General features: G+C 53.9%; 20 protein-coding genes. 14 read left to right on the top strand and 6 right to left on the bottom strand.

Going from position 1 to position 22,618, the window contains the following annotated elements; all coding sequences use genetic code 11:
* The 3 genes from ABLV30_RS26670 to nhaR all read left to right on the top strand — a co-directional run.
* A partial coding sequence (locus ABLV30_RS26670) for a helix-turn-helix domain-containing protein (RefSeq protein ID WP_348865695.1) occupies positions 1 to 539 on the top strand: 539 nt, incomplete at its 5' end.
* A gap of 467 nt (positions 540 to 1,006) precedes the next feature.
* A complete protein-coding gene (gene nhaA, locus ABLV30_RS26665; RefSeq protein ID WP_032747878.1) occupies positions 1,007 to 2,182 on the top strand; it encodes a Na+/H+ antiporter NhaA in 1,176 nt (391 codons plus the stop codon).
* A gap of 52 nt (positions 2,183 to 2,234) precedes the next feature.
* Entirely contained in the window at positions 2,235 to 3,134 is a 900-nt protein-coding gene (gene nhaR / locus ABLV30_RS26660) for a transcriptional activator NhaR (RefSeq protein ID WP_014227863.1), read from the top strand.
* A 167-nt stretch (positions 3,135 to 3,301) separates the two neighbouring features.
* On the opposite strand, the gene rpsT is transcribed toward nhaR, so the two are convergent.
* Complete coding sequence (gene rpsT / locus ABLV30_RS26655) at positions 3,302 to 3,565, bottom strand: 30S ribosomal protein S20 (protein ID WP_003018940.1); 264 nt, start codon at positions 3,563 to 3,565, stop codon at positions 3,302 to 3,304.
* A gap of 330 nt (positions 3,566 to 3,895) precedes the next feature.
* On the opposite strand from rpsT, the gene ribF reads away from it, so the two are divergent.
* From ribF to rihC, 6 genes are all read left to right on the top strand, one after another.
* Positions 3,896 to 4,834, top strand: a complete 939-nt coding sequence (gene ribF / locus ABLV30_RS26650) for a bifunctional riboflavin kinase/FAD synthetase (protein WP_265802172.1) — start codon at positions 3,896 to 3,898, stop codon at positions 4,832 to 4,834.
* Between the two features lie 44 nt (positions 4,835 to 4,878).
* Positions 4,879 to 7,695 (top strand): isoleucine--tRNA ligase, encoded by a 2,817-nt coding sequence (ileS, locus tag ABLV30_RS26645; protein ID WP_224385284.1) that lies wholly within the window; start codon positions 4,879 to 4,881, stop codon positions 7,693 to 7,695.
* Positions 7,695 to 8,195 (top strand): signal peptidase II, encoded by a 501-nt coding sequence (lspA, locus tag ABLV30_RS26640; protein ID WP_004098485.1) that lies wholly within the window; start codon positions 7,695 to 7,697, stop codon positions 8,193 to 8,195. The genes ileS and lspA overlap by 1 nt, the downstream gene beginning before the upstream one ends.
* Before the next feature lie 51 nt (positions 8,196 to 8,246).
* Positions 8,247 to 8,696, top strand: a complete 450-nt coding sequence (gene fkpB / locus ABLV30_RS26635) for an FKBP-type peptidyl-prolyl cis-trans isomerase (RefSeq protein ID WP_004098486.1) — start codon at positions 8,247 to 8,249, stop codon at positions 8,694 to 8,696.
* A gap of 1 nt (position 8,697) precedes the next feature.
* Positions 8,698 to 9,648 (top strand): 4-hydroxy-3-methylbut-2-enyl diphosphate reductase, encoded by a 951-nt coding sequence (ispH, locus tag ABLV30_RS26630; protein ID WP_014227866.1) that lies wholly within the window; start codon positions 8,698 to 8,700, stop codon positions 9,646 to 9,648.
* Between the two features lie 65 nt (positions 9,649 to 9,713).
* On the top strand, positions 9,714 to 10,628 hold the full coding sequence (rihC, locus tag ABLV30_RS26625) for a ribonucleoside hydrolase RihC (protein WP_025108499.1): 915 nt from the start codon (positions 9,714 to 9,716) through the stop codon (positions 10,626 to 10,628).
* A gap of 28 nt (positions 10,629 to 10,656) precedes the next feature.
* On the opposite strand, the gene ABLV30_RS26620 is transcribed toward rihC, so the two are convergent.
* On the bottom strand, positions 10,657 to 11,595 hold the full coding sequence (locus ABLV30_RS26620) for a LysR family transcriptional regulator (protein ID WP_014227868.1): 939 nt from the start codon (positions 11,593 to 11,595) through the stop codon (positions 10,657 to 10,659).
* 280 nt (positions 11,596 to 11,875) lie between these two features.
* Between ABLV30_RS26620 and ABLV30_RS26615 the strand changes: the two genes are divergently transcribed.
* The 4 genes from ABLV30_RS26615 (at position 11,876) to ABLV30_RS26600 (ending at position 18,199) form a co-directional block, all read left to right on the top strand.
* Positions 11,876 to 12,931, top strand: coding sequence for a 4-oxalomesaconate tautomerase (locus ABLV30_RS26615; RefSeq protein WP_048263803.1), 1,056 nt, complete (start codon positions 11,876 to 11,878; stop codon positions 12,929 to 12,931).
* A gap of 108 nt (positions 12,932 to 13,039) precedes the next feature.
* Positions 13,040 to 14,473, top strand: a complete 1,434-nt coding sequence (locus ABLV30_RS26610; RefSeq protein WP_265802171.1) for an anion permease — start codon at positions 13,040 to 13,042, stop codon at positions 14,471 to 14,473.
* A 108-nt stretch (positions 14,474 to 14,581) separates the two neighbouring features.
* Complete coding sequence (locus tag ABLV30_RS26605; protein WP_265802170.1) at positions 14,582 to 15,841, top strand: SLC13 family permease; 1,260 nt, start codon at positions 14,582 to 14,584, stop codon at positions 15,839 to 15,841.
* 69 nt (positions 15,842 to 15,910) lie between these two features.
* Positions 15,911 to 18,199 carry a hydratase gene (locus ABLV30_RS26600; RefSeq protein ID WP_265802169.1) on the top strand — a complete coding sequence of 763 codons (2,289 nt, stop codon included), beginning with the start codon at positions 15,911 to 15,913 and terminating at the stop codon, positions 18,197 to 18,199.
* A gap of 66 nt (positions 18,200 to 18,265) precedes the next feature.
* On the opposite strand, the gene ABLV30_RS26595 is transcribed toward ABLV30_RS26600, so the two are convergent.
* A complete protein-coding gene (locus tag ABLV30_RS26595; protein ID WP_064406659.1) occupies positions 18,266 to 19,210 on the bottom strand; it encodes a LysR family transcriptional regulator in 945 nt (314 codons plus the stop codon).
* A 92-nt stretch (positions 19,211 to 19,302) separates the two neighbouring features.
* Here ABLV30_RS26595 and ABLV30_RS26590 point away from each other — a divergent pair, with 92 nt between their 5' ends.
* Positions 19,303 to 19,932 (top strand): hypothetical protein, encoded by a 630-nt coding sequence (locus tag ABLV30_RS26590; protein WP_014227875.1) that lies wholly within the window; start codon positions 19,303 to 19,305, stop codon positions 19,930 to 19,932.
* Between the two features lie 44 nt (positions 19,933 to 19,976).
* Here ABLV30_RS26590 and ABLV30_RS26585 read toward each other — a convergent pair whose 3' ends face one another.
* The 3 genes from ABLV30_RS26585 to ABLV30_RS26575 form a co-directional block, all read right to left on the bottom strand.
* Positions 19,977 to 20,675 (bottom strand): response regulator, encoded by a 699-nt coding sequence (locus tag ABLV30_RS26585; RefSeq protein ID WP_004098499.1) that lies wholly within the window; start codon positions 20,673 to 20,675, stop codon positions 19,977 to 19,979.
* Positions 20,668 to 22,296 carry a sensor histidine kinase gene (locus ABLV30_RS26580; RefSeq protein ID WP_014227876.1) on the bottom strand — a complete coding sequence of 543 codons (1,629 nt, stop codon included), beginning with the start codon at positions 22,294 to 22,296 and terminating at the stop codon, positions 20,668 to 20,670. Before ABLV30_RS26580 ends, ABLV30_RS26585 begins: the two co-directional genes overlap by 8 nt.
* Before the next feature lie 230 nt (positions 22,297 to 22,526).
* The coding region (locus ABLV30_RS26575; protein WP_139104196.1) for a sodium ion-translocating decarboxylase subunit beta at positions 22,527 to 22,618 on the bottom strand (92 nt) is incomplete at its 5' end.

Here is a 22,618-nt window from a genome sequence, read left to right as displayed (position 1 = left end):
CAAGCCAACTTGTCGTCAAAATCGGTGTTGCAAAAACGGGAGTGACCATAGATTCGTTTTGCCGCTGTGGCAGCGGACTTCATGTTAATTCCTCTTTTGCTCCCGCCATTATCGGATTAGTCGATAGTTATGGGGTGACTTACAATGTTCCGACCCGGCCAGAACACTTTCTGATAGCGGAAACGAAGTGCAGCGGGCGCGCAGTGTCTCTGCCCGCCTTTATCAAGACTGTTGATGAGTGCGATCTGTGGCACGATGTCGCACGAATACTTGCCTATCGTCTGATGGTCATGAGCGTACGCGATCGTGAACTGGTCGGTGTGGATTCTTATCTGAAGGTGAGATCGTTATTAATCGAGCTTTGGGCTTATGCCAGCGAATATCGACAAAGTATTAATGTGCTTAACTTCATTCAACGCCGAACAGGAATATCCCGTAGCCGTACCATGAAGCTTCTCTCTGAACTGAAAAAAGGCGGCTATATAACTATTGATGGCGGCCGTTTAATAGATATGAAAAAATTACCCACGGCTTTTTAATACTTTTCAGGGCAAAGGTGTTTATTAGATTAGTAGCCACCTTTTAAACTTTCTTGGTACAGCAATTGTCGAGATATTCATATATTGATTATCCTGTCAATCATGCTAATGACGTAAAGAGAGATTTCCCATTGGTATAATTTTTAAATATCTTATGGGGACATAAAAAGCGTCGACGATCGCGGCAATCGCTCATGCTTCATCCCATTCACGCTAAGCTAATACGCATAACCTTGAAGATGGCGATACGGATCCTTTCCTTATGGTCCGTTGAGGATGGAGCTGGCGTACCTCTGACTTCCTGTCCGGACAACGCAGCGCCCCCACTGACGATCGGACGGCCAATCTCTTAACGAGGGTTAATTCGTAAAAATCGAGTCTAATGGCAATTTAAAACTGATTTTTTCGAGGTTTCCGCATATGTATTATACTTTTATCGAGTTGTTTGCGGATAAGGTGAGGTAAAAGTGAAACATCTGCAGCGTTTTTTTCAGAGCGATGCTTCCGGGGGCATTATCTTAATCCTGGCCGCCATCATGGCCATGTTATTAGCCAATACCGGCATGACCAGCGGCCTGTATCGCTCTTTTCTGGAAACGCCCGTCCAGCTGCGCGTAGGTGCGTTAGAGATCAACAAGAACATGCTGTTGTGGATTAACGACGCGCTGATGGCGGTATTTTTCCTGCTTATCGGTCTGGAAGTGAAGCGTGAAATGAATCAGGGGGCATTGGCCAGCCGTCGCCAGGCGGTGTTTCCGGTGGTCGCGGCGTTGGGCGGCATGGTGGTGCCGGCGCTGGTCTACCTGGCGTTTAACGGCCAGGATTCGATTGCCAGAGAAGGGTGGGCAATTCCGGCCGCCACCGATATTGCCTTCGCGCTGGGCGTACTGGCGCTGCTGGGAAATCGGGTGCCCGCCGCGCTGAAGATTTTCCTGATGGCGCTGGCCATTATCGACGATCTGGGCGCCATTATTATTATTGCGCTGTTCTATACGCACGATCTTTCCGTCGTGTCACTGGTTGTTGCTGCCGGAGCCATTGCTGTGCTGGCGGGGTTAAATCTGTGCGGCGTACGGCGTACCGGGATCTATATTCTGGTGGGCGCCATACTCTGGACCGCGGTTCTTAAGTCGGGGGTTCACGCAACGCTGGCCGGGGTCATTGTCGGCTTTATGATCCCGCTAAAAGAGCAGGACGGCAAATCGCCGGCGAAGCAGCTTGAGCACGTGCTGCATCCGTGGGTGGCATTTCTGATCCTGCCCCTGTTCGCCTTCGCTAACGCGGGCGTTTCTTTGCAGGGCGTCACGGTCGAAGGGCTGACCTCACTGCTGCCGTTGGGTATTATTGCCGGGCTGTTTATCGGTAAGCCGTTGGGTATTAGCGTCTTCTGCTGGCTGGCACTGAAGCTGAAATGGGCTTCGTTACCCGAAGGAACCACCTGTAAGCAAATTATGGCGGTCGGCATCCTGTGTGGGATTGGCTTCACAATGTCGATCTTTATTGCCACCCTTGCCTTCGGTAGCGTCGACCCCGGATTGATCAACTGGGCCAAGCTTGGCATCCTGATTGGATCGATATTATCGGCCGTCACGGGGTACATAATATTGCGTAAGCGCGTAACGGATTCGGGCTACGCGGCTTAACATCTCACGGAGAGCCGCTACGGCTCTCCTGGACATTATCAGGGAGAGAAGCATGTCGCATATCAACTACAACCACCTGTATTACTTCTGGCATGTCTACAAAGAGGGCTCCGTTGTTGGCGCGGCGGAAGCGCTGTTCCTGACGCCGCAGACCATTACCGGGCAAATAAAGGCGCTGGAAGAACGCCTGCAGGGGAAATTGTTCAAGCGCAAAGGAAGGGGACTGGAGCCTAGCGAATTAGGTGAACTGGTGTTCCGCTATGCGGATCGCATGTTTACGCTGAGCCAGGAGATGCTCGACATCGTTAACTACCGTAAAGAGTCGAATCTGCTGTTTGATGTTGGCGTTGCGGACGCGCTGTCGAAAAGGTTGGTGAGCGGCGTACTGGATGCCGCGGTCGTCGAGAATGAACAGATCCATTTACGCTGCTTCGAGTCGACCCACGAAATGCTGCTGGAGCAGCTAAGCCAGCATAAACTCGATATGATTATCTCCGACTGCCCCATCGATTCCACCCAGCAGGAAGGGCTGTTTTCGGTGAAAATCGGGGAGTGCAGCGTGAGCTTCTGGTGCATGAATCCGCCGCCGGAAAAACCGTTCCCCGGCTGTCTGGAAGAACGTCGACTGCTGATTCCCGGCCGCCGTTCCATGTTAGGGCGCAAGCTGCTGAACTGGTTTAACTCGCAGGGTTTGCAGGTGGAAATTCTGGGCGAGTTTGATGATGCGGCGTTGATGAAGGCCTTCGGCGCGGCGCACAATGCGATATTTGTCGCACCGACGCTCTATGCGCATGATTTCTATAGCGATGAGTCGATAGTCGAGATCGGACGCATGGACAACGTCATGGAGGAGTATCACGCCATCTTTGCCGAACGAATGATCCAGCATCCGGCGGTGCAGCGTATTTGTCATCGCGACTATTCGGCGCTCTTTACGCCGCCTCAGGCATAGGCCAGAACGGTTTCTTGCCGCGCGGGAAAACGCCGCACCAGCTCATGCGGAAGCATGAGCTGGCTGCGATAACCAGAACGCGAGTCGTGACGTATTACGTGATAAACGACAGGCATAAAAAAACCCGCTTTCGCGGGTTTTTTTACAAAGCGACAACAAGCAGGCGATTAAGCCAGTTTGTTGATCTGAGCGGTCAGGTTTGCTTTATGACGCGCAGCTTTGTTTTTGTGGATCAGACCTTTAGCAGCCTGACGGTCCACGATTGGTTGCATTTCGTTAAATGCTTTCAGTGCAGTAGCTTTGTCGCCAGCTTCAATAGCTGCGTATACTTTCTTGATGAAAGTACGCATCATAGAGCGGCGGCTAGCGTTGTGCTTGCGGGCCTTTTCAGACTGAACGGCGCGCTTCTTAGCTGATTTGATATTAGCCAAGGTCCAACTCCCAAATGTGTTCTATATGGACAATTCAAAGGCCGAGGAGAATGCCCGTTTAGCCTTCTTTTGTCAATGGATTTGTGCAAATAAGCGTCGTTTAAACCAACAACGCTTTATTACGTAGTGATGGCGCAAGATTCTACCAGCTTGTTGCAGGCGAATACAGCCTTTCGACCATAAAAATCGACGACCCCGGAGAGATTTTCCCGCAATCTCGCGCTGAGTGAATGAATTCCCGGGATCTTTCGGTGAAGAGGTGCAATCGCTGGTTAACGTCGCCAGTTGTACAAGGTATACTCGGACGATTTTCACTGTTTTGAGCCAGACATGAAGCTGATACGCGGCATACATAATCTCAGTCAGGCCCCGCACGGGTGTGTGCTGACCATTGGAAATTTTGACGGCGTGCATCGCGGGCACCAGGCATTATTGCAGCGTTTGCGTGCAGAAGGTCGCCAGCGTGGCTTACCGGTGGTGGTGATGATTTTTGAACCACAGCCGCTTGAGCTTTTTGCCGCCGATAAAGCGCCCGCGCGTTTAACGCGCCTGCGTGAGAAGCTGAATTATCTGGCCGAAAGCGGCGTCGATTACGTACTGTGCGTGCGCTTCGATCGGCGCTTTGCGGCATTGACCGCCCAGGACTTTATCAGCGAACTGCTGGTGCGCCAGCTGGGCGTCCAGTTCCTCGCCGTTGGCGATGATTTCCGCTTTGGCGCCGGTCGCCAGGGGGATTTCTTGTTACTGCAAAAAGCCGGCGTGGAGTTCGGCTTTGACGTCACCAGCACTCAAACCTTCTGTGAAGGCGGCGTGCGCATCAGCAGCACGGCGGTACGTCAGGCGCTGGCGGACGACGATCTGCCCCTCGCGGAGACGCTGCTGGGGCATCCGTTTACTATCTCCGGTCGCGTCGTGCACGGCGATGAACTTGGGCGCACAATAGGCTTCCCGACGGCGAATTTACCGCTGCGCCGTCAGGTTTCCCCGGTAAAAGGGGTCTATGCGGTAGAAGTGACAGGGCTTGGCGCCAAACCTTTTATGGGCGTCGCCAACATTGGTACTCGTCCAACGGTCTCCGGCGTGCGTCAGCAGCTGGAAGTTCATCTCCTGGATGTTGTAATGGACCTCTACGGTCGCCATATAGATGTAATACTGCGTAAAAAAATACGTAACGAGCAGCGATTTGCGTCGCTTGATGAGCTGAAAACGCAAATCGCACGTGATGAGTTAACGGCCCGCGACTTCTTTGGGCTAACCGGCCAGGCATAACCCTGACGGTGTTTATCAAACCGAAATACGGAACCGAGAATCTGATGAGTGACTATAAATCGACCCTGAATTTGCCGGAAACAGGGTTCCCGATGCGCGGCGACCTCGCCAAGCGTGAACCGGGAATGCTGGCGCGTTGGACCGATGATGACCTGTACGGCATCATTCGTGCAGCCAAAAAAGGCAAAAAAACCTTCATTCTGCATGATGGCCCTCCTTATGCGAATGGCAGCATTCATATTGGTCACTCGGTTAACAAGATTCTGAAAGACATTATCGTTAAGTCCAAAGGGCTGGCGGGCTATGACTCTCCGTACGTACCGGGCTGGGACTGCCACGGTCTGCCGATCGAGCTGAAAGTGGAGCAGGAGTACGGCAAGCCGGGTGAGAAATTCACCGCCGCCGAGTTCCGCGCTAAGTGCCGCGAATACGCCGCCACCCAGGTTGACGGACAGCGTAAAGACTTTATCCGTCTGGGCGTGCTGGGCGACTGGTCGCACCCGTACCTGACCATGGACTTCAAAACCGAAGCCAACATCATCCGCGCGCTGGGTAAAATCATCGGCAACGGCCATCTGCACAAAGGCGCTAAGCCGGTGCACTGGTGCGTAGACTGCCGCTCCGCGCTGGCGGAAGCGGAAGTTGAGTATTACGACAAAACCTCTCCGTCCATCGACGTGGCGTTCCACGCGGCCGATAAAGCGGCGGTGCTGGCGAAATTTGGCGTGGCCGACGTCAACGGCCCGGTTTCTCTGGTTATCTGGACTACCACCCCGTGGACCCTGCCGGCGAACCGCGCCATCTCGCTCTCCCCGGAGTTTGACTATGCGCTGGTGCAGGTTGACGGTCAGGCGCTGATCCTGGCAAAAGACCTGGTCGACAGCGTGATGAAGCGCGCCGGCATTGCTGATTACACCATCCTGGCGGTGGTGAACGGCGCCGAGCTGGAGCTGATGCGCTTTAAGCACCCGTTCCTCGATTTTGACGTCCCGGCGATCCTGGGCGATCACGTCACGCTGGACGCGGGTACCGGTGCGGTGCATACCGCGCCAGGCCACGGTCCGGATGACTATGTCATCGGTCAAAAATATGGCCTGGAAGTGGCGAACCCGGTTGGCCCGGACGGCGCCTATCTGCCGGGAACCTATCCAACGCTGGACGGCGTAAACGTCTTTAAAGCCAACGATGTTGTCGTTGCGCTGCTGTCAGAAAAAGGCGCGCTGCTGCACGTTGAAAAAATGCAGCACAGCTACCCGTGCTGCTGGCGTCACAAAACGCCGATCATCTTCCGCGCCACGCCGCAGTGGTTCGTGAGCATGGATCAAAAAGGTCTGCGCAAACAGTCGCTTTCCGAAATCAAAGGCGTGCAGTGGATCCCTGACTGGGGCCAGGCGCGTATCGAATCGATGGTCGCCAATCGTCCTGACTGGTGTATCTCCCGTCAGCGCACCTGGGGCGTACCGATGTCGCTGTTCGTGCATAAAGAGACGCAAGAGCTGCATCCGCGCACGCTGGAACTGATGGAAGAAGTGGCGAAACGCGTAGAAGTCGACGGCATCCAGGCGTGGTGGGATCTCGATTCCCGCGACATCCTCGGCGCCGACGCGGATAGCTACGAGAAGGTGCCGGATACGCTGGACGTCTGGTTTGACTCCGGCTCGACCCACTCTTCCGTCGTTGACGTGCGTCCTGAATTCGCCGGTCACGCCGCCGATATGTATCTGGAAGGCTCCGACCAGCACCGCGGCTGGTTTATGTCATCCCTGATGATCTCTACCGCGATGAAGGGCAAAGCGCCTTACCGCCAGGTACTGACCCACGGCTTTACCGTTGATGGCCAGGGCCGCAAGATGTCCAAGTCTATCGGCAACACCGTTTCTCCGCAGGACGTGATGAACAAGCTGGGCGCGGATATTCTGCGCCTGTGGGTGGCATCCACCGATTACACCGGCGAAATGGCGGTCTCTGACGAGATCCTCAAACGCGCCGCTGACAGCTATCGTCGTATCCGTAACACTGCGCGCTTCCTGCTGGCGAACCTCAACGGTTTCGATCCGGCAAAAGATATGGTGAAACCGGAAGAGATGGTCGTGCTGGACCGCTGGGCAGTAGGCTGCGCGCAAGCGGCGCAGGATGATATCGTCAAAGCCTACGAATCCTATGACTTCCACGAAGTGGTGCAGCGCCTGATGCGCTTCTGCTCCATCGAAATGGGCTCGTTCTGGCTCGATATCATTAAAGATCGCCAGTACACCACCAAGGCTGACAGCATCGCGCGTCGTAGCTGCCAGACCGCGCTGTACCATATTGCCGAGGCGCTGGTGCGCTGGATGGCGCCGATCATGTCCTTCACCGCTGACGAAATCTGGGGTTACCTGCCGGGCGACCGCGAGAAATACGTCTTTACCGGCGAATGGTATACCGGCCTGTTTGGCCTGGACGCTGACGAAGCGATGAACGACGGTTTCTGGAACGCGCTGCTGAAGGTGCGTGGCGAAGTCAACAAGGTTATCGAGCAGGCTCGTACGGACAAGCAGGTGGGCGGCTCTCTGGAAGCGGCGGTAACGCTGTACGCCGATGCCGATCTCGCGGCGAAGCTGAACGCGCTGGGCGATGAATTGCGATTTGTCCTGTTGACCTCAGGGGCGAACGTTGCCGATTATGCGCAGGCTCCGGCCGACGCCTGGCAGAGTGAACTGCTCAAAGGTCTGAAAGTCGTGCTGAGTAAAGCCGAAGGTGACAAGTGCCCGCGCTGCTGGCATTACACCACGGATATCGGCAAGGTGGCGGAACACGCGGATATCTGCGGACGCTGTGTCAGCAACATCGCCGGTGACGGCGAAAAACGTAAGTTTGCCTGATGAGTAAACCGATTTGTTCAACGGGGCTACGCTGGCTGTGGGTCGTCGTAGCCGTGCTGATTATCGATTTAGGCAGTAAATTCCTGATCCTCCAGAACTTCGCTCTGGGGGATACGGTATCGCTGTTCCCATCGCTTAATCTGCACTATGCGCGCAACTATGGCGCGGCTTTTAGCTTCCTCGCCGACAGCGGCGGCTGGCAGCGCTGGTTCTTCGCCGGTATCGCTATCGGTATCTGCGTGATCCTTGCGGTGCTGATGTATCGTTCTAAGGCGACGCAAAAGCTGAATAATATTGCCTACGCCCTGATTATTGGCGGCGCGCTGGGGAATTTATTCGACAGGCTGTGGCATGGTTTTGTCGTCGATATGATCGATTTCTACGTCGGGAACTGGCACTTCGCCACCTTCAACCTCGCCGATACCGCTATCTGTATCGGCGCGGCGCTGATTGTGCTGGAAGGCTTCTTACCGAACGCGGCTGCGAAGAAACAGGCGTAACAAAACTCGCCCGGCGGCGGCGCCGCCGGGCAAAACAAGTGAGCAACCTGCATGTCTAAATCAGTACAGAGCAACAGTGCGGTGCTGGTGCACTTCACCTTAAAGCTCGACGATGGCTCCACCGCAGAGTCAACCCGCAATAACGGTAAACCCGCGCTCTTTCGCCTGGGCGATACCTCGCTTTCTGAAGGTCTTGAACAGCATCTGCTGGGGCTGAAAGAAGGGGATAAAACCACCTTTTCGCTGGAGCCGGACGCCGCGTTTGGCGTACCGAGCCCGGACCTGATTCAATATTTCTCGCGCCGGGAGTTTATCGACGCGGGCGAGCCGGAAGTCGGCGCGATAATGCTCTTTACCGCAATGGATGGCAGCGAAATGCCCGGCGTGATCCGCGAAGTGAACGGCGATTCGATCACCGTTGATTTCAATCATCCGCTGGCCGGGCGTACCGTTCATTTTGATGTTGAAGTGCTGGAGATCGATCCGGCGCTGGAGGGGTAAGATGCAGATTCTGTTGGCTAACCCGCGCGGCTTCTGCGCAGGCGTTGACCGCGCTATCAGCATTGTTGAAAACGCGCTGACGCTATACGGCGCGCCGATCTACGTGCGTCATGAAGTCGTGCACAACCGCTATGTTGTCGACAGCCTGCGTCAACGCGGCGCTATTTTTATCGAGCAGATTAGCGAAGTGCCGGACGGCGCCATCCTGATTTTCTCCGCCCACGGCGTCTCTCAGGCCGTTCGCAACGAGGCGAAAAGCCGCGATTTGACGGTTTTTGACGCCACCTGCCCGCTGGTGACTAAAGTGCATATGGAAGTCGCCCGCGCCAGCCGCCGCGGCGAAGAGTCCATTCTGATTGGCCACGCCGGTCACCCGGAAGTTGAAGGCACCATGGGGCAGTACAGCAACCCGCAGGGGGGGATGTACCTGGTGGAATCGCCGGACGATGTCTGGACGCTGGACGTGAAAAACGACGCTAAGCTGTCGTTTATGACCCAGACGACGCTCTCCGTCGACGATACCTCCGACGTGATTGACGCTCTGCGCGAGCGTTTCCCGAAAATCGTCGGGCCGCGTAAAGATGATATCTGCTACGCCACGACTAACCGCCAGGAAGCCGTCCGCGCGCTGGCCGGGCAGGCCGACGTGGTGCTGGTGGTGGGGTCGAAGAACTCCTCTAACTCTAACCGCCTTGCCGAGCTGGCGCAGCGGATGGGGAAAGCGGCCTATCTGATTGACGACGCGACCGATATCCAGGAAGCCTGGGTCAAAGAAGCGGATTGCGTCGGCGTGACCGCGGGCGCATCGGCGCCGGATATCCTGGTACAGAACGTGATTTCGCGTTTGCAGGAGCTGGGCGGCGGCGAAGCGGTGCCGCTGGAAGGCCGCGAAGAGAACATCGTTTTCGAGGTGCCGAAAGAGCTGCGCGTAGATGTCCGTGAAGTAGAGTAAGTTCTTTTCCGCCGCAGTATGAGAAGATGCCAGACTTAACGTCTGGCATTTTTTATGGAGAAACGATGCGCTTACCTATCATTCTGGATACCGATCCCGGCATTGATGACGCCGCGGCGATTGCCGCAGCGCTGTTCGCCCCCGAGCTTGATCTGCAGCTGATGACCACGGTGGCGGGCAACGTGTCGGTGGAGAAAACGACCCGCAACGCCCTTCAGCTTCTGCATTTCTGGAACGCCGATGTTCCCCTGGCCCAGGGCGCGTCGATGCCGCTGGTTCGCCCTCTGCGCGACGCCGCCTCGGTGCACGGCGAGTCCGGAATGGAAGGCTACGATTTCGTTGAACATCACCGCCAGCCGCTGGCGAAACCGGCGTTTCAGGCGATCCGCGACGCGCTGATGCACGCCCCGGAGCCGATGACGCTGGTGGCGATCGGCCCGTTAACCAACATTGCGCTTCTGCTGACCCAGTACCCGGAATGTCGCTTTAACATCCGTCGCCTGGTGATCATGGGCGGCTCCGCCGGGCGCGGCAACTTTACGCCGAATGCGGAATTTAACATCGCCATCGACCCGGAAGCGGCGGCTAAAGTGTTCAACAGCGGGCTGGATATCGTCATGTGCGGGCTGGACGTCACCAATCAGGCGATGCTGGCGCCGGATTACCTCGCCACTCTGCCAACGTTGAATCAGACCGGGAAAATGCTGCACGCGCTGTTTAGCCACTACCGTAGCGGCAGCATGAGCAGCGGGCTGCGTATGCACGACCTGTGCGCGATTGCGTGGTTGGTTCGCCCGCAGCTCTTTACCCTTGAACCGTGCTTTGTGGCGGTAGAAACCCAGGGCACATGGACCTCAGGCACCACGGTGGTTGATATTGAGGGCAGGCTGGGCCAGCCGGCAAATGCTCGGGTGGCGCTGGGGCTGGACGTCGAAGGATTTCAGCGCTGGGCGGCCGAGGTGATTGCCCTGGCGCCTTAACCGGGGGACGAAGCGGCCGGCGCGGCGCTCAGGTATTGTGAGTGGCATCAACGACGTTGCGCCATAGCGCGCCCGCTTCATCCGTCCACATAAGCAGTAAGAGCGAAGCTAATCGTTCCGCCGCCGCGGAGAGAGGTCTGTTCTTTACGCGGATCATACCAAGCGTCCGCCGGATAACCGGCTCCACGAGCGGAACGCTCACGACGGTGCTATTGCCGCTATGGGGCATTGCCAGACAGGGAAGCGCCGAGACGCCCAGTCCGGCTTCGACAAGGCCGAGCGAGGTCGACAAATGCCTGACTTCATAAAACCAATCCAGTCGCCAGGGCTTATCCGCCAGGCATTTCTCTATTAACTGTCGGTTGCCGCTTGATTTCCTGACGCCGATTAAGGTCTGGCTCACCAGTTCCCGCCATTCGACTAATTTTCGACACGCCAGAGGATGGTCTTGCCGACAGGCCAGAACAAAAGGCTCATTCACCAGGGGGATAAAATCGATGTCTGGATATGTGATGAAGTTCATGTTTATTCCAAAATCAACTTCGCCTTTTCGTACCGAGTTCATGCACGTTTCTATACCTTGTTCATAAATTCGTACTTTGATGTTGGGGTAGTTTTTATTAAATTGCACGATAGCGCGCGGTAAAAAGTAAAATACGGCGGTCGGAATGCAAGATAGCGTAACGGTATCATGTAATTGAGACGTTGAATCGTTGAGGTTAAATATTGCCGCATCAAGACTGGAAATCAACGCTTTGGCCTTGGGGAGCAGTATTTTTCCGGCCTGGGTAAGCGCAAGTTTTCGCGTGGTTCGTTCGAACAGCGCAATATTCAGATGACTCTCTATTTTTTTTATCTTTTTGGTGAGTGCCGGCTGCGAGAGGCTGAGCTGCTCGGCGGCTTTGCTAAATGAGCCAAGCTCTGCCACCGTGACAAAGGCTTTCATACCGGATAGTTCATTTTTCATTATTGCTCCGTAGGGTTTAATAAGCGTTGTTCTAAGTAGACGACAAGTCATTATTAAGCAGACATGCTTTTTTATTAATACTTAGCAGGAATAACTCTTATGGCAAAATTTTATCAACCAGCGAAATTCTTGCAAGTAGAATGCATTGGTAAAATACCTGGCGTGATTTATCTGGCCGTTAATTAAGTAAATAAAAACCTTAAAGAACATAAAACCAATTAAATTCACGCGGCGTTTTATTCAATTCTTCTATTTATTTCTGGCGGATAAGGAACATGCTATGAAGAGCATTCCCTGTGTATTAATGCGTGGAGGGACATCAAAAGGTGCCTTTCTATTAGCAGATGATTTACCCAAGGATATTCAGAAACGTGATGAGTGCTTGTTAACCATAATGGGATCCGGTCACGAGCTGGAGATTGACGGTATTGGCGGAGGGAGCCCGCAAACCAGTAAAGTGGCCATTATTAGTCAATCCCTAAGCGACAAAGCGGATATCGATTATCTGTTTGTTCAGGTCATCGTCAATGAACGGCGGGTGGATACGACGCCAAACTGCGGCAATATGCTGTGCGCGGTTGGCGGCTTTGCCATTGAACATGGGTTGGTTAAGGCGGTGTCGCCGGTTACGCGAGTGCGTATAAGAAATGTGAACACCAATACCTTTGTTGACGCTGACGTTCAAACACCAGATGGAAAGGTTATTTATGAAGGCGATACGCAAATCGATGGCGTTCCAGGCCATGCCGCGCCGGTTGCGCTGACTTTTCTGAATGCCGCGGGCGCAAAATCCGGCCAGCTTTTCCCAACAGGCAATCGTATGGAAGTCTTTGATAATGTACGAGTGACCTGTATTGATATGGCGATGCCTATGGTGGTGATCCCGGCTCAGAGTCTGGGAAAAACCGGATATGAATCTGCCAGCGAATTAGATCGGGATACAGCCTTACTCAAATCGCTGGAATCTATTCGCCGTCAGGCCGGGAAGGCTATGGGATTTGGGGATGTGAGCAATATGGTTATCCCTAAACCGGTTCTGATTTCTCCGGGGCTAAGCGGCGGAACGCTAAATGTACGTTATTTTATGCCGCATAACTGTCATAAATCGCTGGCGATTACCGGCGCTATTGGTCTGGCAAGCGCATGCGTTATTCCAGGCACTATTGCGAATGAACTGACGAAGCTATCGGGCGATGGCGTTATTACGGTCGAACACCCCAGCGGGGGGATCGACGTCGATTTAAGTCATACTGCTGAGCGCCCGGAGGATATTCGGGCATCGGTTATACGTACCGCGCGGAAAATCCTTTCAGGAACGGTTTACATCCCCGAATAAATATCCACCCTCCGCTTATCTATCAATCCACCGTAGAAGAGGAGAGGGGAGGCATGTGAATACGTTCAGCAAGCATCCTCAAATATTGAGTGCAGGTAAGGAATGGAAATGCAAAATAATAAATTATGGAAGCTGCTTGTTATTATAGCAATACCGTTACTCATCAGTTTATGCCCGGCGCCAGAAGGATTATCAACACTTGCCTGGGTATTATCCGGTATCTATCTGGCAGCGATTGTAGGTTTAGTGATTAAACCGTTTTCTGAACCCGTGGTATTGCTGATCGCCGTTGCGGCATCAATGGTGATTGTGGGCAATTTGGGTGACGGTTCGATAAAAGCCGCCAGCGTATTAAGCGGATACTCATCAGGTACCACCTGGTTAGTCTTTTCTGCATTTACCCTGAGCGCGGCATTTGTGATTACCGGATTGGGTAAAAGAATTGCTTATATTCTTATCGGCAAGATTGGCAGCACGACGTTGGGCCTTGGCTATGTTACCGCTTTTCTTGACCTGATTCTGGCGCCCGCCACGCCGTCGAATACGGCCCGCGCCGGCGGCATTGTCTTACCCATAATCAATAGCGTCGCCGTCGCCTTAGGGTCAGAGCCGGAGCGGAGCGCGAAGCGCGTGGGCCATTACCTCATGCTGAACATCTATATGGTCACTAAAACGACCAGCTACATGTTCTTCACCGCCATGGCCGGGAATATCCTCGCGCTGAAAATGATCGAAGATATTTGCCACCTAAAATTGAGCTGGGGAGGATGGGCGCTGGCCGCAGGACTACCTGGCATCATTATGTTGCTGCTGACGCCGCTGATTACCTACAAGCTGTATCCGCCAGAATTAAAGCGGGTTGATAATAAAAAGATTGCTCAGACAGGCATAGACGCTTTGGGGCCGATGACGGTGCGGGAAAAGATGCTGTCTTGCCTCTTTGTTCTTGCGCTCGGCGGTTGGGTATTCAGCAGCGCCCTGGGGGTCAATGAGTCTACCGTTGCAATCTGCGTAATGGCGCTGATGCTGGTATTGAAAATCGTCACCTGGGATGACGTGATTAAGAATAAAGGAGGATGGAATACGCTCATCTGGTACGGGGGGATTATTGGTTTAAGCTCATTGCTCTCTAAGGTTGGATTTTTCGTATGGCTAGCAGAGGCGCTTAAAAATAATATTTCCTTTGATGGCCACGGCAATGTCGCTTTTATTGTGATTGTCGCACTGAGCATATTGGTTCGTTATTTCTTCGCGTCAGGTAGTGCTTATATTGTCGCGATGGTACCGGTCTTTGCCATGCTGGCGAATGTTTCTGGCGCACCGATAATACTCACCGCGCTCGCGCTATTATTCAGCAACTCTTATGGTGGCATGGTAACCCACTACGGCGGTGCGGCAGGGCCAGTTATTTTTGGCGTTGGCTATAATGATATCAAATCATGGTGGATTATTGGTGGGATATTAGCATTGCTGACTTTTATTCTGCAAATCACCCTCGGGGTATGGTGGTGGGAGATGTTAATCGCCTGGGGGGTAATTTAAATAATCTTTAAGGAGATGAAGGTTTGCCCGGGCATCCTCTGATGCCCGGGGGGAAGTCCTCTTATTAAGAAAACATAGCCTTTTAGCAAGGTGAGGTGCGATATATTTATGTCTCCAGTTACGATTACGTTGTCGCTATTGGTTTTTTCTATTGTCATGTTTGTTTGGGAAAAAATACCTTTAGCGGTAACGGCCATGATTGTTTGTATTACTCTGGTGGTGACCGGGGTTTTTGATGTCAAAACGGCTTTTGCCGGTTTTATTAATCAAAATGTGATTTTGTTTGTGGCTATGTTTGTGGTTGGCGGCGCCTTATTCGAAACCGGGGTGACTGATAAAATTGGTAGTATGGTTACACGCTACGCCAGGACAGAAAAGCAGCTGATAGTCGTCATTATGTTGGTCTGCGGAACGCTTTCCGGGCTGCTATCCAATACCGGCACGGCGGCGGTCCTCATTCCTGTGGTGATTGGCGCAGCGATGAAATCAGGATATGCCCGGTCGCGCTTGCTTATGCCGCTGGCTTTTGCCTCGGCGCTGGGGGGAAATTTATCGCTGATCGGCTCACCCGGGAATCTGATCGCGCAGTCGGCGCTGGAGCAGGTTGGTCAACGCTTCGGGTTTTTTGAATATGCTAAGTTAGGCATTCCGATGCTGGCCTGCGGCATACTCTATTTTGTGACGATCGGCTATCGCATATTGCCAAAAACGAATGCGGCCCAGCCTCAAAGTGTTAATAATATTAAAGCGCAGTCATGCCCGAAATATAAGCAGGTGATTGCGCTATCGGTATTAATCCTGACCGTACTGGGCATGATTTTCGAAAAACAGCTGGGTTTGCCGATTGCGATCGTCGGTTCAATTGGCGCATTGTCGTTGATTGTGACCCGGGTTATTACGGAAAAACAGGCTTACCAGGCCATCGACTCGCAGACGATTTTCCTCTTCGGCGGCACTCTGGCATTAGCAAAAGCGCTGGAAACCACCGGCGCTGGCGCCATTATGGCGCGCTCAATTATCGCGTTATTAGGCCAGCAGGCGTCGCCTTTCTTACTTCTGAGCGCCGTATTGATAATCTCCTGCGTGTTAACCAATTTCATGTCGAATACGGCAACCGCCGCTTTATTAATGCCGATTGGCCTGTCTATTGCTCATTCTATGGGCGCCGATCCTCGGGCGGTGTTAATGGCGATTGTTATCGGCTGTTCATGTGCTTACGCAACGCCGGTGGGCACCCCGGCTAATATGATGATTTTTTCTGCCGGCGGATATAAGTTTGTCGATTACGTTAAGGTTGGATTGCCGCTTATTTTGATATCGGTCATTGTCAGCTTTATCTTGCTGCCTGTTTTCTTCCCATTTTATTAATCGCGGCCAGTCATTTTTACCGAATGGCTAATGTCAGGCGTGTTTTTTCAACATCTAAGGATATATGTGATGATTAAATTGTATGACCACGGAGTCTATATATCACATCAGCACGGTATTATTGCTGCTGATAAGGGGTCAGTCGCGTTAGAGAAGCATGAGGCACGCAAGGGAACGATCTCGTGGTCGATCCTCTCCGCCCATAATACTTCAGGGAATGAACAGCAGTTAAAAATTAAATTTGATTCAATGGCCTCCCACGATATTACTTTTGTGGGCATCATCCAGACCGCGAAGGCCTCGGGAATGGAACGTTTTCCATTACCCTATGTTCTGACGAATTGCCATAATTCGCTTTGCGCTGTCGGCGGCACTATCAACAGCGACGATCATATATTTGGTTTGTCCTCAGCACAAAAATATGGCGGTATTTATGTCCCGCCCCATATCTCAGTTATTCATCAATATATGCGCGAGATGATGGCCGGCGGTGGGAAAATGATCCTGGGCTCAGACAGCCATACGCGCTATGGCGCTTTAGGGACCATGGCGGTTGGCGAGGGGGGCGGCGAGTTGGTTAAGCAACTGCTCGGAGAGACCTGGGATATTGATTATCCTGAGATTGTCGCCGTGTATTTGACAGGAAAACCCTCGCCCGGCGTTGGCCCTCAGGATATTGCCCTGGCGATAATTGGCGCGGTGTTCGAACGCGGTTATGTGAAAAATAAAGTTATGGAGTTTGTGGGGCCTGGGGTGGCGACAATGTCTACCGACTTCAGGAATAGCGTAGATGTGATGACCACGGAGACCACCTGTTTATCGTCCATCTGGCAAACGGATGAAGAGACAAAAAACTACCTGCGTATTCACGGCAGGGAACAAGACTATTGTCCGCTCTCAGCAAAAGAGATGGCCTACTATGATGGCTGCATAGAAGTGAATTTAAGCACCATCAAGCCGATGATCGCCTTGCCTTTTCACCCTGCCAACGTATATGAAATTGATACGCTTAATGAGAATTTGCAGGATATTTTGCACGAGATTGAGATTGCGGCGGATAACATTTCCCAGGGACGCGCCAGGCTCTCTCTGCTGGATAAAGTCGAACATGGGAAGCTGCGGATTCAGCAGGGGATCATCGCCGGCTGCGCTGGCGGAAATTATGTTAACGTGGTCGAAGCGGCTCATGCCTTGAAAAATCACGCCTGCGGTGACAACGTTTTCTCTCTCTCGATATATCCCTCATCCCAGCCGGTGCTGATGGATCTGACCAAAAAAGGGATAACGACCGATTTATTAAGCGCTGGCGCGATTATGCGTACCGCATTTTGCGGCCCCTGCTTCGGCGCAGGCGACACGCCCATGCATAATGGACTGAGCATTCGCCACACGACGCGTAATTTTCCCAACCGGGAAGGGTCCAAACCCGGAAATGGGCAAATGTCGGCCGTTGCGCTGATGGATGCCCGCTCCATAGCGGCGACGGCTGCCAATGGGGGCGTGCTGACATCGGCTTCCGCGCTCGATTGCTGGGAAGACATTCCGCAGTATGAATTTGATGCTTCACCTTATCGGAGCCGGGTTTATCAAGGGTTTATTAAAGGAGCGTCCCGGCAATCGCTGATCTACGGCCCCAATATAAAAGACTGGCCGGAGATGGGTGAGCTAACGGACAATATTTTGTTAAACGTGACCTCAAAAATCATGGATCCGGTGACCACCACCGATGAACTGATTCCATCAGGTGAAACCTCATCATTTCGTTCCAATCCGTTAGGGCTGGCTGAGTTTACCCTTTCGCGACGCGATCCGGGCTATGTCGGCCGTAGTAAGAAGATTGCGGCGCTGGAAAAATTACGGATCGAGGGGGACGATCCTTGTCGCCTGGATCCGCAGCTTGAGGCGGTTTTTTCCCGGATCCGCCAACTGCCGGGGCAGGAAAATGTCACGCTTGAGCAGACGGAGATTGGCAGCATGGTTTATGCGGTCAAACCCGGCGATGGTTCCGCACGAGAGCAAGCCGCCAGCTGCCAGAGAGTCCTTGGTGGCCTGGCAAATATTGCCCAGCAGTATGCCACGAAGCGCTATCGTTCGAACGTGATTAACTGGGGAATGCTGCCATTGCAGATGAAGGCGCTGCCGGAGTTTGAGGTCGGCGACTTCATCTATATCCCGGGGATCAGGTCAGCCCTGGAAACCGATCTGCGTCAGATTACCGCGTTCGTGATCGGCCACGATCGCCCCATTAAAGAGATCTCTCTTTACATGGAGGGGCTCACCTCAGCAGAGCGGGAGATAATTAAGGCGGGAAGCCTGATTAATTATAATAAATTACGCTTAACAACCCACCATCAGTAAACGATATTGATCATCAAGATGAATCAACGGGGGTGATATCGCATCCCCGTTTTTATTCATAGCCGCTTATTCCGTGGTTTTCGATCGCGGCGTTAGAGCTGGGCTACCTGAAGCCGGCTTCATCTTCTCGCTAAGATAATCAATCATCGCCCGCATTCTGGCGGGCATATGCTTATTGCCCGACCACAGTAGCCAGAGCTGGCCGGAATAGAGGCTGATAAACTCCCACTCCGGTAAAACCTGCACAATCTCGCCGCGCGCTAGCGCCTCACGGGCGGTAAACAGCGGCAGGCTGCCGATGCCCAGATTCTGCTTCACGGCATCAAGGCGCACGGCCGTATGGTTGGCGGCGTAGCGGCCGTGGGTCTGGATCGTTTCCGTTTTCTCCCCGCGGCGGAACTTCCAGCGCGAATCGGCGGGCGTCTCGCCAAGGCTGATACAGCTATGTTCGCGCAGATCCTGCGGCGTTTGCGGCGTTCCATAGTGCTCCAGATAGCCGGGCGTCGCGCAGATGACGTGGCTGATGGTCATCAAAGGCTTACCGTGCAGCCCCGGCGAGGGGGTAGGGGTGATACGCAGCGCTAGATCGATGCCGTCATCAATAAAATCGAGAACCCGATCCTCAAGCCGCAGACAGACGTCGATCTTCGGGTAGCGGTTAAAAAATTCCAGCATCAGCGGGTGAATGGCAAACCGTCCCACGGCTTTCGGCACGCTGAGCGTGAGCTTGCCCTGCGCCACCGCCTGGGTACTGCTGGCGGAGTCCATGGCCATACGCGCCGATTCCAGCATCTCCAGCGCATGTTCATACACCATTTTCCCGGCATCGCTGAGGCGCAGCTTGCGCGTGGTGCGGTGCAGCAGCTTGCAGCCCATCTCCTGCTCCAGGCGCGAGACGCTGCGGCTGATCGCCGAAGGCGTTGCGCCGGCCTGGCGCGCGACGGCGGAGAAGCTGCCCTGTTCCACAATCTGTACGAACAGAGCGAGGTCGGGCAGTAGGCTCAGATTCATTTGTGCTTCCGGAGCAAAATTGCGTTGATGTCAGGCGGGATTATCGCCGCCAGCAATATCAATATACTGTCCTGACAGAGAGGAGGACAACCATGACTGAACGCCTTTATTACACCAGCGACGCCGAGGAATGCCTTGCGCAAGTCGTCAACTGCCTGAGCGAAGCCGATGGCCGCTATGCCATTGAGCTGGATCGCACGCTGTTTCACCCGCAGGGCGGCGGGCAGCCGGCGGATCGCGGCTGGATTGCCGGCCTCGCCGTCGAGGGCGTGGTTAGCCGCGGCGATAGCGTGGCGCATATCGTTTCACAGCCGCTGCCGGCCGGCGAGGTCACGATCCGCATCGATCCAGAGAGCCGGCGGCTGCATGCGCGTCTGCACTCCGCCGGGCACGCGCTTGCCCAGGCCGGGGAGCTGTCGGGCTGGCAGCCGATCAAAGGACATCACTGGCCGGGAGAAAGCCGTATTATTTTTGCCCCAGGCGCGCATGGCGGGCTGCCCGAGGCCAGCGCGCTGCTGGAAAAAGTTGAGGCCTGGCAGGCAGACAATTTACCGCGTCAGCTTACTTTTGCCGATGGCCTGCGCAAGGTCGGGTTCGGCGACATGCAGAGCTATCCCTGCGGCGGGACGCACGTGGCCAGCCTGTCCGAACTGGGTAAAGTCGTCATTTCCCAGGTGAAGATGAAAAAAGGGCAAATTATTGTCAGCTACACGGTGGAATAAGCGAGTGAAAGGAGATGCACAATCAACAGGGCATCTCCTGGTGCTTAAATATGCGCAGGATGTTTACCGTGATAAATCCGCTCCGGTCTGCCGACTTTGCCATAGCTGATTTCAGCCTCAAGGAAATCGTTTTTAACGCCCTGCTCAAGGTAGCGGCGAGCGGTGGTTTTACTACTGCCGAGAATACGGGCCAGGGTGTCTGCGGTATGGACCGTTTCCGGATCGGCAAAGAGCTGTAATACCCGATTAAAGGTGCTCTCATCAATACCCCGCAGCGGAGAGCCTGCGGCTTCCGCGTGCTCTTTTGCCTGGATATTGAACAGGGCGTCAACATGGGTCTGGCTTGCCTGCTCGCTTGAGCGAAGAGAGCTGCGATAGCGGGCAAAACGCTCAAGCGTATGCTGCAGGCGCTGATAGTGAACGGGTTTAATCAGGTAATCAAAAACGCCCATCCGCAGGGCTTCGCTGATGGTATCCATATGGTTGTCGGCGGTGATGAAAATGATGCGCCCTTTATAATGAGTATTGACGGCGTGGCGGATCAAATCGAGTCCTTTGCCATCGGGTAAGAAGTTATCCAGCAGGGTGAGCTGGGGCTGATAGAGGCGAAGCATCTTTTTTGCGCTTTCCAGTTTATCCGCAATGCCAATGACTTCGAACTGGGGAAATTGCTTGATGGTATCCACCAGAATTTCCGCCAGCATAGGTTCGTCTTCAACGATGAGAGTGGTGATGCTATCCATGGTGTTCATCTCGGGTCAGGGGGATATAAAGGGTAAAAATAGTGCCAAAAGGGATGTTGTCATCGACGACGATATTGCCGCCCGCCTGCTCAACGTAGCTGCGAACCAGCCAGAGTCCGATGCCGTGATCGCCGCTGTCGCTGCTGGTCACGCCGCGCTCAAAAATACGATCGCGCAGCGATTCCTCAATCCCGCAGCCCTGGTCGGCGATCTCGACGATCGCTTCGCCGCCCTCGCTGTTGATCAGGCATTCGATCTGCTTTGAACCTGCCGGCTGACGTAGGGCGGCGTTGTAGGCGTTATCCAGCAAATTGCCGACGATCGAGATCCATTCATTATGCGACAGCGAAGAGGGGAGGGTTTCAACGTGACAGGCGGGATCGAAGACCAGCTCTAATCCGAGCTCTTTGGCGCGGTAATATTTGCCGATCAGCAGCCCGGCAAGGTGGTTCACTTTAAAATTGCGGGCAATAAAATCGAGCACTTTCTGGTGACTCTCAGACTGCTGCTGAATAAGATCCAGCGCGTTATCGTAGCGTTTTAAAAACAGCAGCCCGGCAATGGTGGAGATCAGATTGCGATGCTCGTGCTGTACGGCGCGCAGGTTATCCGCGTACTGCTGGACCTGGCTGAGCTGCAGGCTCAGAGTGTTGATATCGTCTTTACTGCGAAAGCTAATGACCCAGCCCTGGGGCTCGTTATTAAGCGTGACGGCCATACGGCTGGCGATCACTTTAATCTGATTAAAAGTGACGATTTCGTCTTTTTTATTTGTCTGCGGCGCGTCATAGAAGAATGCCTCCTGAGAGATCACGCTGCTGATGCTTTTGCCAATCAGAATGGTTTCCGGCTGGCTCAGGTTTAATAGCCTCCTTGCGGTTTGATTGATGGCGGTAATTCGGTAGTGGGAGTCAATGGCTATCAGCCCCTCAAAGACCGATTCAAACAGGACGCTCTGCTGGATAAGCAGCTGTGAGAGCTGCTGTGGTTCCATATTCAGCATCTGTTTTTTGATATGCAGCGAGAAGCGCCGGGCGCAGTAGAGCAGCAGAAGCAGCATGATCGCCATCGGGATCATCAGCGATCCGATTTGCAGACTCAGCCAGTTTTCTAACTGTTCGATGGTGTAGCCCACCGATACAATACCGATCACCTTCCCGGTGCTGTCCTGGATCGGCGACTTGCCGCGTAATGACGAACCGAGCGATCCTTTACGCACCGACACGTAGCTTTTGGCGTTATACAGCGCCTCGTCGCTGTCTCCGCCTTCCATCGATTTACCGATTTCCTCTGGATTCACGTGATACAGGCGCCGGCCTTTCGCGTCACCGACGGTGATATAGGTGGCGTCGGAAAACGATCGCATCGGGTCGATAAGTTCTTTAATGCGCGGTAAATCGTGCTTTTCTACCGCGTCAACCAGTTCGGGCATGGCGGAGATCTGCATGGCCTGAATCAGCGCGCGCTGTCCCACCTGGTAATGCAGGCGTTCCTCCGTAATGCTGGTGAGATACCATGACATGGCCAGCATCACGATTGTCGAGGTAAACAGGATCAACAGGAAGATGCGGTTCTGAAACGAACGTCGGGCAAACCAGTGCGTGATTTTTCGGGCAAACATTGGGCGAATTGACATCAAAAGGTCATTTTCTCTTTTTTAGGGGCCGACGGCGCTGAATCGGCCCACAGATTTACTGATTTCAGAACTCATCCAGTAGGAATACGACGTTTTACGTACCACCCGATCGGGCTTCTGCGCCGTAGCCTGGGGTATTTCCCGGAGGCGGCGCGCGGCGCCCGTCCGGGCGGGTAGCCCGGCTAAGCGCAGCGCGAGCCGGGAACAATGCGTTTTCACATCGCCAGCACGTACTTGAGCATCACCCCGGCAGCAATCGCCGAGCCAATCACCCCCGCCACGTTCGGGCCCATCGCGTGCATCAGCA

Origin of the sequence: Klebsiella sp. CN_Kp113 (genome assembly GCF_040064585.1) — a bacterium.
In the GTDB taxonomy this organism is placed as follows: domain Bacteria; phylum Pseudomonadota; class Gammaproteobacteria; order Enterobacterales; family Enterobacteriaceae; genus Klebsiella; species Klebsiella michiganensis.
Note: the sequence above shows the minus strand (reverse complement) of the source record. Positions and strands in the feature narration are given on the sequence as shown.

Bases quoted from the DNA above. Each gene is read 5' to 3' on its own strand.
- nhaR (WP_014227863.1), top strand. From the start codon at position 2,235: ATGTCGCATATCAACTACAACCACCTGTATTACTTCTGGCATGTCTAC.
- ribF (WP_265802172.1), top strand. From the start codon at position 3,896: ATGAAGCTGATACGCGGCATACATAATCTCAGTCAGGCCCCGCACGGG.
- ileS (WP_224385284.1), top strand. From the start codon at position 4,879: ATGAGTGACTATAAATCGACCCTGAATTTGCCGGAAACAGGGTTCCCG.
- lspA (WP_004098485.1), top strand. From the start codon at position 7,695: ATGAGTAAACCGATTTGTTCAACGGGGCTACGCTGGCTGTGGGTCGTC.
- fkpB (WP_004098486.1), top strand. From the start codon at position 8,247: ATGTCTAAATCAGTACAGAGCAACAGTGCGGTGCTGGTGCACTTCACC.
- ispH (WP_014227866.1), top strand. From the start codon at position 8,698: ATGCAGATTCTGTTGGCTAACCCGCGCGGCTTCTGCGCAGGCGTTGAC.
- rihC (WP_025108499.1), top strand. From the start codon at position 9,714: ATGCGCTTACCTATCATTCTGGATACCGATCCCGGCATTGATGACGCC.
- ABLV30_RS26620 (WP_014227868.1), bottom strand. From the start codon at position 11,595: ATGAAAAATGAACTATCCGGTATGAAAGCCTTTGTCACGGTGGCAGAG.
- ABLV30_RS26615 (WP_048263803.1), top strand. From the start codon at position 11,876: ATGAAGAGCATTCCCTGTGTATTAATGCGTGGAGGGACATCAAAAGGT.
- ABLV30_RS26610 (WP_265802171.1), top strand. From the start codon at position 13,040: ATGCAAAATAATAAATTATGGAAGCTGCTTGTTATTATAGCAATACCG.
- ABLV30_RS26605 (WP_265802170.1), top strand. From the start codon at position 14,582: ATGTCTCCAGTTACGATTACGTTGTCGCTATTGGTTTTTTCTATTGTC.
- ABLV30_RS26600 (WP_265802169.1), top strand. From the start codon at position 15,911: ATGATTAAATTGTATGACCACGGAGTCTATATATCACATCAGCACGGT.
- ABLV30_RS26595 (WP_064406659.1), bottom strand. From the start codon at position 19,210: ATGAATCTGAGCCTACTGCCCGACCTCGCTCTGTTCGTACAGATTGTG.
- ABLV30_RS26590 (WP_014227875.1), top strand. From the start codon at position 19,303: ATGACTGAACGCCTTTATTACACCAGCGACGCCGAGGAATGCCTTGCG.
- ABLV30_RS26585 (WP_004098499.1), bottom strand. From the start codon at position 20,675: ATGGATAGCATCACCACTCTCATCGTTGAAGACGAACCTATGCTGGCG.
- ABLV30_RS26580 (WP_014227876.1), bottom strand. From the start codon at position 22,296: ATGTTTGCCCGAAAAATCACGCACTGGTTTGCCCGACGTTCGTTTCAG.